Source organism: Sphingopyxis sp. L1A2A, from assembly GCF_005502465.1.
GTDB lineage: Bacteria > Pseudomonadota > Alphaproteobacteria > Sphingomonadales > Sphingomonadaceae > Sphingopyxis.
Genome location: NZ_SCOT01000013.1, coordinates 32,481 through 45,616, shown reverse-complemented (window position 1 = coordinate 45,616; position 13,136 = coordinate 32,481). Strand labels below are relative to the sequence as shown.

7 protein-coding genes are annotated in these 13,136 nt (G+C 62.6%); 4 read left to right on the top strand and 3 right to left on the bottom strand.

Features of this window, described 5'->3' with window-relative positions:
• Positions 1–14 precede the first annotated feature (14 nt).
• Positions 15–3,050, bottom strand: coding sequence for a TonB-dependent receptor (locus FFS68_RS09855; protein WP_137753019.1), 3,036 nt, complete (start codon positions 3,048–3,050; stop codon positions 15–17).
• A 247-nt stretch (positions 3,051–3,297) separates the two neighbouring features.
• On the opposite strand from FFS68_RS09855, the gene bglX reads away from it, so the two are divergent.
• Positions 3,298–5,616, top strand: coding sequence for a beta-glucosidase BglX (gene bglX / locus FFS68_RS09850; RefSeq protein WP_137753018.1), 2,319 nt, complete (start codon positions 3,298–3,300; stop codon positions 5,614–5,616).
• A gap of 14 nt (positions 5,617–5,630) precedes the next feature.
• Positions 5,631–7,241 (top strand): sulfatase, encoded by a 1,611-nt coding sequence (locus FFS68_RS09845; protein ID WP_249340114.1) that lies wholly within the window; start codon positions 5,631–5,633, stop codon positions 7,239–7,241.
• Here the strand turns inward: FFS68_RS09845 and FFS68_RS09840 are convergent.
• Positions 7,207–8,151: a winged helix-turn-helix transcriptional regulator gene (locus FFS68_RS09840; RefSeq protein WP_137753017.1), complete on the bottom strand. Its 945-nt coding sequence runs from the start codon at positions 8,149–8,151 to the stop codon at positions 7,207–7,209. The genes FFS68_RS09845 and FFS68_RS09840 overlap by 35 nt on opposite strands.
• A 114-nt stretch (positions 8,152–8,265) precedes the next feature.
• Positions 8,266–10,554 (bottom strand): TonB-dependent receptor, encoded by a 2,289-nt coding sequence (locus FFS68_RS09835; protein ID WP_249340113.1) that lies wholly within the window; start codon positions 10,552–10,554, stop codon positions 8,266–8,268.
• 120 nt (positions 10,555–10,674) lie between these two features.
• Here FFS68_RS09835 and FFS68_RS09830 point away from each other — a divergent pair, with 120 nt between their 5' ends.
• Positions 10,675–11,643, top strand: a complete 969-nt coding sequence (locus FFS68_RS09830) for a nitronate monooxygenase (RefSeq protein WP_137753016.1) — start codon at positions 10,675–10,677, stop codon at positions 11,641–11,643.
• Complete coding sequence (locus FFS68_RS09825) at positions 11,640–13,136, top strand: carotenoid oxygenase family protein (RefSeq protein ID WP_137753015.1); 1,497 nt, start codon at positions 11,640–11,642, stop codon at positions 13,134–13,136. Before FFS68_RS09830 ends, FFS68_RS09825 begins: the two co-directional genes overlap by 4 nt.

The following is a 13,136-nucleotide window of genomic DNA, read 5'->3' as shown; positions in this document are numbered from 1 at the left end:
CCTAGTTCAGCCGGTCAGAAAGAGAACCCGGCCGATACCTTTACTGTGCGCGGCGCGTTGCCGCCAACCCCAATGCCTGAAATCTCCAGATAACGGGGCGAGCTGGGGTCGTTGTTATAATCGACATAGTTGCGATCGTTGAACAGGTTCAGGATGTCGACGCGCAGCCGCAGCCGCGATTCGTCGGTGATGAACCGGACCGGGATATATTTGGTGATCGCGATATCCATCTGGCGGAAACCCCAGCGATCGCCGTTGCCGTCGGCCTCGTTCGAGATCACGTTGCGCGACGGAGTAGCACCGCCGATATCGATGAACCGCTTGAGATAAGGCGGCGAGGCGATCTGGAACTTGCCCGACAGCGTCACCCCGATCGGCAGATCGACCGATCCGGTGGCGACGAGGCGATGCTTGCGCACTCCGCTCGACCGCGTGACCGGATAATCGTCGATCGACGGGAAATCGAGGCTGAAGGTCTCACCAAACTGCCGATTTTCCTCGGCTTCGGTATAGGTGTAGGTCGCCGAGAAGCTCCACGGCGAAGCCAGCGCGTAGTTTTTCACCAGCTTCAAATAGGCCGTGTCGGCGCTCGTTTCGATCCCGTTGGTGCCGATGATGATCGACCCAAATCCCGGCGGTGCAAAACCGAACGGCGAGTTGGGCGCTGCCGGCGCCGGCGGGAAGAAGGTGCCGTCGGGACGGCGGTTGCCGAGCAGATAGGCAAAGCCGTCCTTGCTCTCGACATGGCTATAGCCGACCTCGGCTTCGAACAGCGGGGTGACGCGGGCGCGGAAACCGATGCTGGCCTGATCCGAATAGGGGACTTTCAGGTCGTTATCGATAAAACGCAGCTCGCGCCCGCCGCCCGGCCCGGCGCCCGCCAGCAGCTGCTGGCGCCCCGCTTCGGTCAGAAAGATCGGGTTGAACGCGACGCAGGTCGGCCCGGCGACGCAGGTGTTGTTCGGATCGCCGGTGATGAAGTTAAAGGTCCGGGTCGTATAGGATCCGACGCTGATTTCCTGTTGCAGGAAATCGAACTGGTTGCGGTCGTACGACCGGCCGATACCGCCGAACAGGACATAGCGCCCCTCGTCGTCCAGCTCGTAGCTGAACCCGATGCGCGGCTGCCAGGCGCCCTTGAACGCCTTGCGCTCGCTGCCGGTCGAGATGAAGTCGCCAATGTCATAGTCGGCGTTGACCAGGTTCGGATAATTGGTCGGCGACACCGCATTGACCGCATCGGCGGGGTGGACGAAATTGAGGAAGGCGGGCGTCCGCTCATAATCCCAGCGCACGCCGAGGTTCAGCGTCAGCCGATCGGTGACTTCCCAATCGTCCTGCACATAAATGCCGAACTGGAAATTCTTTGAATTGATGATCGGGCTGCCGTTGCCGGTCGAGGCGCCGAACTGGACGCGGTACGGAACGTCGTCGTTGAACGTCCCGCCGCCCGGGTTGAACGCGGGGTTATAGGTATAGACGGGGTTGAAGGCGTTGAGCTGAAGCGAATTGAGCTCGACCCATTTCGCCTTGGCGCCCACCTTGATCGTATGGCCTTCCAGCCCGGTCCAGGTGAAGTCGTTCTGGACGCCCCAGCCCTTCTGGCCCTTTTCCTGATAGTTGCTGCCGCCGCCGATGCGCAGGATGTCGCCGCGCACGACGACCCCGGGTTGTGGGTTGGTCGGCGACGGTCCGGCATAGGCAAACAGGAAACCATTGCCGAACTCAAACGGCGTCGGCGCCCATTTGACGTCTTCGTAGGTGACCTTGAAATCGTTGATCCAGTTTTCGGCGGTATGTTCCCAGCGCGCGGTGCCGCGGATTTCTTCGACATCCTGCGAGCTGATCGTGCTGCGCGCGTTGATGCCGCTGCCCAGGAACTCGCCGGTTTCCTTGCGGTATTTGCCCGACAATTCAATGAGGTCGCTGTTAGACGGCTGAAAGCTGAGCTTGCCGAAATACAGATCTTCGTTGAACGTCGCGTTGGTGGGTCCAAACACGCTCTGATATTCCGACGGGAAATAGGTAACCGGCAGGCTGAGCCCCGGGGTCACATCGACCGGATTCTGCTGACGCTTGCCTTCATAGGTCACGAAGAAGTGCAGCATGTCCTTGATGATCGGGCCGCCGAGCGCGCCGCCAAACTGGAAATCCTTCGTTTTGATCTTGGTCCCGGTCAGCTCGTTCGGTCGGCGGTCGCGAAAGCTCTGATCGGTGTAGTCGATGAACGCTTCGCCGTGGAACTCGTTGGTCCCCGACTTGGTCACCGCGGTGATCGCCACCGAGCTGACCTGATCGAATTCCGCCTTATAGTTGGACGAGATAACCCGATATTCGCCGACCGCAAGCTGCGGGAAGGGATTGCCCTGGGTCGAATCCTGGCCGGTGATGCCGTTTTTCAGGACATAGTCCTTTTGCCCGACGCCATCGATGAAGATGTTGACGCTGCGGCTGTCCTGCGCGCCGCCTTGCAGGCGCGACTGGCCATTGCCGCCGGTCACGAACTGGACCCCCGGCGCCAGGTCGGCAAAGGCCAGGAAGTTGCGGTTGTTCTGCGGCAGCACCTCGATCTGGCGTTGGGTGATGTTCGAACCAACCTCGCCGCCCTCCATCGAGCGGATGCGGGTGCCGGTGACGATGATCGCGTCGCCCGCGCCTTCGGCGATGTCGGGCTGCGAAAAGTCGAAGTCGAGGACGGCATTCTGGCCGACCGACAGGGTGAATTCGTCGGTGTTGCGCACGCCGCCCGGGGTCGTGATTTCGAGGCGATAGGTGCCGACCGGCAGCGACGCGATGTTATAGCTGCCGCTCTCGCCGACCGCGACGCTGCGCGTCAGGCCGGTGTTCACGTTGATCGCGGTGACCTGCGACACGCCGCCGTCGGCCTTTACCGTGCCGCGCAGCGATGCGTTCGACACCTGGGCATAGGCGGGGGTGGCGACCGCGACCGCGAGCGCCGCACCCGCGCTGCTCCACGCCAGCGCCGCAGCAACGGCCTTGGCGCGCGACCGGCGCGCGGAATTGATCGAGATTTCACGCTGAAACTTCACGGCATCCTCCCTTTTTGTGCCCCCGACATTTCCCGCTTTCGTCTCACTTGCTGACCGGCCTTGCCACCGGGCAGCGACGAATCGCGGGAAATCGCGTCGTTGTTTTTTTGATTTGTAACCGGTTTCACGATAGCTGTATAGGGGGAAGCGACACGGGAAGATGCGATCGGGGACCAGCCGGTTTTGGCCGAATTTCGGCCAATCTACGTGAAAATGTATAAGTAGAATGAACTGGGAAGGACGAATCATGCCGCCGATTTCGCGCAACCTGACACGCCTGACGATGGCCACGCTGTTGCTGGCCGGGCAGCTGTCTCCCGCCCCGCTGCTCGCCAAACCGGCGACGAGCGCGAGTGCGAAGGCACCGGTCGATGCCGCGGGCTGGATGCGCGCCGATCCGAAGATGGACCGCTTCATCGCCGACCTGATGGCCAAGATGACGCTCGATGAAAAGATCGGCCAGCTGACCCTGCTAACCAGCAATTGGGAATCGACCGGTCCGACGATGCGCGAGGGCTATAAGGACGACATCCGCGCCGGCCGCGTCGGTGCGATCTTCAACGCCTACACCGCCAAATATACGCGCGAGTTGCAGGCGCTCGCGGTCGAAGGCACGCGGCTCAAGATTCCGCTGATCTTTGGCTATGACGTCATCCACGGTCACCGCACCATCTTTCCGATCTCGCTGGGCGAAGCCGCCAGCTGGGATCTTCAGGCCATTAAAAAGGCAGCCCGAATTTCGGCAATCGAGGCATCGGCCGAGGGGATTCACTGGACCTTTTCGCCGATGGTCGACATCGCGCGCGATCCGCGCTGGGGGCGCATTTCCGAAGGCGCGGGCGAGGATGTCTATCTGGGCAGCCTGATCGCCAAGGCGCGGGTGCGCGGCTATCAGGGCGAAGATTTGTCGCGCCCCGACACGATCCTCGCCACCGCCAAGCATTTTGCCGCCTATGGCGCGGCGCAGGCCGGACGCGATTATCACACCGTCGACATGTCGGAACGCACCCTGCGCGACATCTATCTGCCGCCGTTCAAGGCCGCGACCGATGCCGGCGCCGCGACCTTCATGACCTCGTTCAACGAAGTCGATGGCGTTCCCGCGTCGGGCAGCCGTTACCTGCTGACCGACGTTCTGCGCGAGAAATGGGGCTTCAAGGGCTTTGTCGTAACCGATTACACGTCGATCAACGAAATGGTCCCACACGGCTATTCGGCAGACCTGAAACAGGCGGGCGAGCAGGCGATGAACGCCGGGGTCGATATGGACATGCAGGGCGCGGTCTATATGGAAAACCTCGCCAAATCGGTGGCCGAGGGCAAGGTCGATACCGCGCGCATCGACGCCGCGGTGAAATCGATCCTCGAGATGAAATATCGCCTCGGGCTGTTCGACGACCCCTATCGCTACGCCGACGAAAAGCGCGAAAAGGCGACGATCTACAAACCCGAATTCCTCGATGCGGCGCGCGACGTTGCGCGCAAGTCGATCGTGCTGCTCAAGAACAAGGACAATGTTCTTCCCCTCGCCGCCACCGCAAAATCGATCGCGGTGATCGGCCCGCTCGGCAACAGCAAGGACGATATGATCGGCAGCTGGTCGGCCGCCGGCGACCGCAAAACCCGCCCGATTACGCTGCTGGAAGGCTTGCAGGCGGGCGCGCCCAAGGGAACCACGGTCGCTTATGCCAAGGGCGCCAGCTATGCCTTTGAGGATGCGGGCAAGCAGGACGGCTTTGCCGAGGCACTGGCGCTGGCGGCGAAATCGGACGTCGTCATCGCCGCGATGGGCGAACGCTGGGATATGACCGGCGAAGCGGCGAGCCGCACCTCGCTCGACCTGCCGGGCAACCAGCAGGCGTTGCTGGAGGCGCTGAAAAGGACCGGCAAGCCGATCATTCTGGTGCTGATGAGCGGGCGTCCGAACAGCATCGAATGGGCCGACACGCATGTCGATGCGATCCTGGAGGCCTGGTATCCCGGCACGATGGGCGGCCATGCCATCGCCGATGTGCTGTACGGCGACTACAACCCGTCGGGCAAGTTGCCGGTCACCTTCCCGCGCAATGTCGGGCAGGTGCCGATCCATTACGACATGAAGAACACCGGGCGGCCGATCGAGCTGGGGGCGCCGGGGGCGAAATATGTCTCGCGCTACCTGAACACCCCCAACACCCCGCTCTACCCCTTCGGCTTTGGGCTCAGCTATGCTAGCTTCGCCTATTCGCCGGTGACGCTGAACAAGGCGAAGATCCGCCCCGGCGAACCGCTGACCGCCAGCGTGACGGTGACCAACAGCGGCGCCCGCGCCGGCGAAGAGGTGGTGCAGCTTTACGTCCGCGACCTCGTCGGGTCGGTGACCCGGCCGGTCAAGGAGTTGAAGGGTTTCGAGAAGATCAGCCTGAAGAAGGGCGAAAAGCGAACGATCCGCTTTACCCTGACCGACGCCGACCTGGCCTTTACGCGCCAGGACATGAGCTGGGGCAGCGAGCCCGGCCAGTACACGCTATGGATCGGCCCGTCGTCGGCTACCGGGTCAGAAGCAAGCTTTGAACTGACCGAATAGGATCGCGCGCCATCATGCACCGGATGCTGATCACCGCCATCGTCGCCGCGCCGCTGCTGACCGTCGGAACCGCCGCCGCTCGCGCGGCCGCACCGAGTCCGGCGCGGCCGAACATCGTCTATATCATGTCGGACGACCACGCCTATCAGGCGATTTCGGCCTATGGATCGGCGGTGTCGAGGCTGGCGCCGACGCCGAATATCGACCGGATCGCGCGGAACGGCGCGATCTTTACCAACAGCTTCGTCGGCAATTCGCTGTGCGGCCCCAGCCGCGCGACGCTGCTCACCGGGCGACAGAGCCATGCCCATGGCTTTCGGCAGAATGGGGCGACCTTTGACAACAAGGCATGGGTATGGCCGCGCGCGCTGTCAGAGGCGGGTTATGCGACCGCGATGTTCGGCAAATGGCACATCAACTATTCGCCCGCCGGGATCGGCTTCGACGACTGGAAAGTGCTCGACGATCAGGGCGAATATTATAACCCCGACATCATCACGCCCAAGGGCCGCAGCACCGTCGAGGGCTATGCGACCGACCTCATCACCCAATATAGCCTCGACTGGCTGAAAAACGGGCGCGACAAAAGCAAGCCGTTCGCGATCCTGATCCATCACAAGGCGCCGCACCGCAATTTCATGCCGGCGCTGCGCCATGTGCAGAAATATCAGGGCGTCAGCTTTCCCATGCCCGCCAATTATTTCGACGACTATCGCGGCCGCAAGGCGGCGGCGGCGCAGGAAATGAACATCTATCGCGACATGTATGAGGGTCACGACCTGAAGATGACGGTCGCGGCAGGATCGCCGCAGCTGCGCTATAACCGCTGGCCCGGCGCTTTCGACCGTATGACGCATCGGCAGCAGGCCGAATGGGACGCGCTGATGCAGCCCGACAACGACCGGATGAACGCCGCGAACCTGACCGGCCCGGACATGGCGCGCTGGAAATACCAGCGCTATATGCAGCAATATCTTGGCACCGTCGCGGCGGTCGACGAGGGGGTCGGCGCCGTCCTCGACTATCTGGAGGACAGCGGTCTCGATCGCAACACGATCGTCGTTTATACATCGGACCAGGGCTTTTACCTCGGCGAACATGGCTGGTTCGACAAGCGCTTCATCTATGAAGAATCGATGCGGACGCCCTTTGTGATCCAGTATCCCGGGCATATCCGCCCCGGCTCGCGCGTCGCCGCGCCGATCCAGAATATCGACTACGCCCCCACCTTCCTCGACTTCGCCGGGGTAAAAGGTGCGGACACGATCCAGGGCCGGTCGCTGCGCGCGCTGTTCAGCGGCCGGCCGCCGGCCGACTGGCGCAAAGACGTCTATTATCATTATTACGAATATCCGGGCTTTCACGCGGTGCGCGCGCACTATGGGGTGCGCGGCGAGCGGTACAAACTCGCGCGCTTTTACGGCGCCGACATCGACGAATGGGAGCTTTACGATCTGAAAACCGACCCCGGCGAAATGCACAATCGCATCGCGGATCCGGCGATGGCGAGGGTAATTACGGCGCTGAAGACGCGATTAATTGCGCTGCGCCGCCAATATGGCGACGACACCGGACCCGCTATCGCCCCGGCTAATCTGCGGCAGCGTCGGCCTGCTCGATCGTGAACCGGCTATTTTCGATCTGCAATTGGTCGCCGCAATGGCTGCACGCGACCACCATATGGAGATCGTGGCCGCAACTGCGATGGGTGAGCAGGACCGGCGGCCCGCGCTCGTCCGAAAACCAGCGGTCGCCCCATTGCAGCAACGCGAGCAGCACCGGATAAAGATCGCGGCCCTTGGCCGTCAGCCGATATTCGAACCGGTCGCTGCGGTCGGAATAAGGAACCGCCCGAATGATGCCCTGCCGGATCAGGCGCTCCAGACGGCCGGTCAGGATATTGGTCGCCATCAGCGTATCGCGCTGAATGTCGTCGAAACGGTTAATCCGCGTGAACATCGCGCGGACGACGAGCGTCGCCCAGCGGTCGCCGAACAGCTCGATCATCGTATCGACCAGCGGCCGCCCGCCGGGGCGCCGGGTGCCGACGTCGCCGTTGAAGCGGCGGCGCTCATAATGCGGGACGACCTGCGCCAGCCCCGGTCCCTCGCGCCAGTCGACATCGCGCGGATCAATCTCACCGCGGCAATGCGCGCAGGTCGGCACCGGCTCGGTCGCGTGGCCGCAACTCGCATGGTGCAGACGGACCTGAAAATCGCGGCTGTCTGCCTCCCATTTATGCTGCCAGCGCAGCATCATCAGGCCGTTGGGAAACTGGTCGCGGCCTTTTTGGGTGAGCATATAGTGAAAGCCGCGGCCGCCCTTGCGCGGCACCTTGGCCAGGCAATCTTCGTCGACCAGTTTTTTCAGCCGCCCGTTGACCACCGACCGCGCGAGGCCCGTGCGCGCGACAAATTCGTCGAAGCTGTGGATGCCAAGCAACGCCTGTTCCATCAGCAACAGCACCGGCACGTCGCCGACGACGTCGAGCGCGCGCCAGATCGAACAGGCCCTGATGGTGCGATCGTGTTTCAAGCCCAAGCCATTCCTTGCTCCCTCGCCGCCCTACCCCAGCGACCCGGCATCGACAAGGCAGCGGTCGGGGAGAGGGAGCGGTGCCCGCGCCCCCTCTTCCCTGGGGAGAGGCGGTTAAAAGCGTCCGGTCAATTGCACCGCAATCGTGCGCGGGCGGTCGACGATGCCGTTATACGCATTGCCGGCGTTGCGCGTGATCGTCGTCGCCAGCGGCATCGCGCTCCCGGTTTGCAGGATGCGCTGGTTGGTCAGGTTGCGCCCGATCAGCGCCACTTCCCAGCGATTGTCGATCTGGCCGAGCGCGAGCCGCGCGCCGAGCTTCACATAGCCATCCTGAAACGTGCGCGGATCAAGGTTCGCCGCCGCGATATAGGAGGAGGAGAAGTCGGCGTTGATATTGAACGCGACCTTCATGTCACTGCTGACCGGGGTCGTGTAATCGACGTTAAGGTTGCCCGACCATTTTGGCGACAGCGCGTTGCGCAGCCCGGTATAGTCGCAGAACCCGCCCGGCCCCGGGGTTTGCAGATAAAAGCATTGGCCCGAGGTGAAATTGGTGAATTTGAAGTCGAGATAGGCGACCGCCCCCCTGACCGTCAGCCCGTCGGCGATCGCGGCGCGGAAGTCGGCTTCGACGCCTTGGGTGCGTGCGCCGGCGGCGTTGCGGACGTTGAAATTCAGCGTTCCATCAAAGATGTTGACCTGCAAATCCTTGTAGGTGGTGCGATAGAGCGACAGGTTGAACGCGACATTTCGGCCCTTGTACTTCAGCCCCGCCTCATAATTGTCGGCGCTTTCATCCTCGAACTGGAACGCCCCGGGGCGTGCGACGGTGGTCGATCCGGGCAAGGAGTTGGAGCGGATATCGAAACCGCCCGCCTTGGTGCCGCGCGCGAACGAGGCGTAGAGCATCAGATCGTCGGTCGCGTCGAACTGGACATTGACCATCGGGTTGAAGCTGTCTTCGCTCAATTTGCCCGATATGTTGTGCGCCTCGATATTGAGCGCGCGGAAGGTGCCCGCGACGACCAGCGGATTGAAGGTGTTGAGCGGCCCCTGGACGATCCGCAGATCGCGGCTGCCGCTTTTCTTCTCATGGTTGAAGCGCGCGCCCGCGGTGATGCGGAACCGGTCGCTGACCGCCAGCTCGCCCTGCGCGAACACCGAGATCAGATCCGATTTCTGCGAATAGACGCGGTCGTTGCGGGTGTCGCCCAGCGCGTTGAACGGCGGGCCCAGCGCCAGGAAGGTCGAGTTGAACAGCACCTGATCGTCGACGTTCAGCTTGGCGTTCTGATAATAAGCGCCGGCGATATAGTTGAAGGTCTCGCCGCCCGGCGACGCCAGTCGCAGTTCCTGCGAATATTGCCGGTAATCTTCCTGTAAATTGGTGCCGTCGAGGAAACTGATCCCCGAAAAGTCGACATCGACGATTTCGCGCGTCTTGTAATCGAGCAGCGAGCTGACCGAGGTCAGCGTATGCTCGCCGATTTCCAGATCGGCGTTGAGCGTCGCGCCGAACACCTTGTTGCGGCTTTCATAGCCATTGTCCTCGCGGACATAATCGGGGTTGGTACTGACGAAAAACGGTCCCTGAAACACGGTGTTGTAATTGCCGACCGCACCGAACACGTCGCGCGGCTGGCCCTTCATTTCAAAGTCCGCATATTCGAGCTTGAGCTCGGCAGCGAACGGGCCGCCGCGATCAAACTCCAGCTTGCCGCGGACATATTTCTCATCGACGTTCGGCTCGTCACGGTCGAGCTTCTGGTTGTAAAAATAACCATCCATGTTGCGGTAATAGCCGACGACGCGCGCCTCGACGCCTTCGCTCAGCGGGCCGGACAGCACCCCGGTCAGCTGCAATTCCTTATGGTTGAATTCATACAGGCCGCTGACCGACCCTTCAAATTCGTCGGTCGGGCTGCGCGTCGTGATGTTCACCGCGCCGGCGATCGCATTTTTGCCGAACAGCGTCGGCTGCGGCCCGCGCAGCACCTCGACCCGCTCCATATCGACGAGGGGCAAGCGCGACAGCTGGTCGCGGCCGTAATAGACGCCATCGACGAACATCGCGACCGACTGTTCAAAGCCCTTGTTGTCGCCCGACGCGATGCCGCGGATCGCGATGCGGTTGGCGATCGCGGTCTGGGTGATTTTCAGGTTCGGGACCGACGACGAAATCTGTTCGAGGTTGGTCTGGCCGTAATTTTCGACCTGCTTGCCGCTGATCGCCGAGATCGAGATCGGCACATCCGACAGACCCTCGGCGCGTTTCTGTGCGGTAACGATGATTTCCTCGAGCCCGCCCTGATCGTCGGCCGGAGCTGCGTCCTGCGCAAAAGCCATACCGGGGCTGGCGAGCGCCGACGCAGCGAGCAGCGCAACAAAATAGCTCTTCATTAGGATCCTCCCACGCACCATCGTCTTGGCGACCGCCGCCCGCGATGTTTTTCTTGCCTTGCGACTCATAACGGCTTTAAGTATCGTTATGCAAGTCAGATAATTTGAGAGAGGACAACGGTGCCGCAAAACGGCCTTCCCCCCGCGCTGACGCGCAATTTGCGCCTGCCCGCAATCGCCGCGCCGATGTTCCTTGTCTCGGGACCGGAGATGGTGATCGCCGCGTCGCGCGCCGGGATGATCGGCAGCTTCCCTGCCCCCAACGCGCGGACCTCAGCCGACCTCGAGGATTGGGTCAGCCGAATCGATGCGGCGCTGTCGCACGATCCCGACGCCGCGGCATGGGCGGTCAATCTGGTCGTCCATCCGTCGAACAGCCGGTTGCCCGAAGACCTCGCCTGCGTCGTGCGCCACAAGGTGCCGCTGGTCATCACCGCGCTCGGCAGCCCGGCGCGGGTGGTCGAGGAAATCCAGGCCTATGGCGGACTGGTGTTTGCCGATGTCAATTCGGTCGGCTTTGCGCGCAAGGCTGCCGCCGCCGGGGTCGATGGCCTCGTGCTCGTCGCCGCGGGCGCGGGCGGGCATACCGGCGCGACCGCGGGCTTCGCATTCGTCGAGGAGGTGCGCCAGTTCTGGGACGGGCCGCTGGTGCTCGGCGGGGCGATCTCAACCGGGCATGCGGTGCGCGCGGCAGAGATTTTGGGCGCTGACTTTGCCTATCTCGGCACCTCGCTGATCGCCTGCGCCGAAAGCATGGCGGTGCCGGGCTACAAGGACATGATCGTCGCGGCGGGGGCCGAGGATATCGTGCCGTCGAAGGGAATTACCGGGGTGACCGCCAACTGGCTGAAGCCCAGCCTGATCGACGCCGGATATGACCCCGCGAACATGCCCGAGGACAAGCGCCCGAACTTCTCGGACGCGCAGGACGATGCCAAGGCGTGGAAGAATGTCTGGTCCGCCGGGCAAGGCGTCGGCGCGGTGCGCGGCGTCGAGCCGGTGGCGGCGATCGTCGACCGCCTGGTTTCCGAATATGATGCCGCCGCCGCAAGGCCGCGCTTTGCCGTTGCCGAAGGAGTCCCTGCATGACCGCCCAGCTTGTCGAGACGATCGAGACCACGATCCAGCCGAACGACCACCCCTATATGCAGGGCGCGTGGCGGCCCACCTATAACGAGTGGAACGCGATCTTCGCCAATGGCGATGCCGAGGTGATCGGCAACATCCCGACCGACATCGACGGGGTCTATGTCCGCACCGGCGAGAACCAGATTCACGAGCCGATCGGCCGCTATCACCCCTTCGACGGCGACGGTTTCATCCACGCCATCTCGTTCAAGGATGGCCGCGCCAGCTATCGCAGCCGCTTCGTCCGCACCAAGGGCTTTGCGGCCGAGAAGGAAGCCGGTCGCTCGCTGTGGGCCGGGCTGATGGAGCCGCCGCACAAGTCGACGCGGCACGGCTGGGGGGCGCAGGAGTGGCTCAAGGATTCATCCTCGACCGACGTCGCGATCCATGCGGGCAAGATCATCTCGACCTTCTACCAATGCGGCGAGGCGTACCGGCTCGACCCGTTCACGCTGGAGCAGCATGGCACCGAAGCCTGGGTGCCGCTCGACGGCATTTCGGCGCATTGCAAAGTCGACCTGGCGACCGGCGAGCTGATGTTCTTCAACTATTCGAAGCACGCGCCCTATATGCATTATGGCGTCGTCGGCGCCGACAATAAGCTCAAACATTATATCCCGGTACCGCTGCCCGGACCGCGCCTGCCGCACGACATGGCGTTCACCGAAAATTACACGATCCTCAACGACATGCCGCTCTATTGGAACGAGGAGCTGCTTGAGCGGAACCTGCACGTCGTGCAATTCCATCCCGACGAAAAGACGCGCTTCGCGATCATTCCGCGCCACGGCCAGCCCGAGGACATCCGCTGGTTTACGGCCGAGCCGACCTATACGCTGCACTGGCTCAACGCGTGGGAGGAAGGCGACGAGATCATCCTCGACGGCTATTATCAGGAAGAGCCGATGCCGAAATCCTATCCCAATGCCCCCGACGGCTTGGAGCGGATGATGGCCTATCTCGATCAGGGATTGCTCAAGCCGCGGCTCCATCGCTGGCGCTTCAACCTCAAGACCGGCGAGACGGTCGAAGAACGGCTCGACGACCGCGATCTCGAATTCGGCATGTTCAACCACCGCTATGCGGGCAAGCCGTACCGCTACGCCTATAGCGCGATCCCCGAGCCGGGCTGGTTTCTGTTCCGCGGACTGGTCAAGCACGACCTCGAAAACCGCACGAGCGAAGAATATGAATTCGGCCCCGGCCGCTTCGGCAGCGAAGCGCCCTTTGCGCCGCGCATCGATGCCAGGGACGAGGACGATGGCTATCTCGTCTCCTTCATCGCCGACCTCGAAACCGATCGCTCCGAATGTGTCTTGATCGACGCGAAGAATATCGCCGCGGGGCCGGTGTGCCGGATCATCCTGCCCGAACGCATCTGCTCGGGTACCCACACCGTCTGGGCGAGCGGCGACGATATCGGGATGGGCGACAACAGCGTGCTGGCGGCCTGA

Excerpts from the sequence above, each read along its gene's own strand:
- FFS68_RS09825 (WP_137753015.1), top strand. The coding sequence starts at position 11,640 with ATGACCGCCCAGCTTGTCGAGACGATCGAGACCACGATCCAGCCGAAC.
- bglX (WP_137753018.1), top strand. The coding sequence starts at position 3,298 with ATGCCGCCGATTTCGCGCAACCTGACACGCCTGACGATGGCCACGCTG.
- FFS68_RS09845 (WP_249340114.1), top strand. The coding sequence starts at position 5,631 with ATGCACCGGATGCTGATCACCGCCATCGTCGCCGCGCCGCTGCTGACC.
- FFS68_RS09835 (WP_249340113.1), bottom strand. The coding sequence starts at position 10,554 with ATGAAGAGCTATTTTGTTGCGCTGCTCGCTGCGTCGGCGCTCGCCAGC.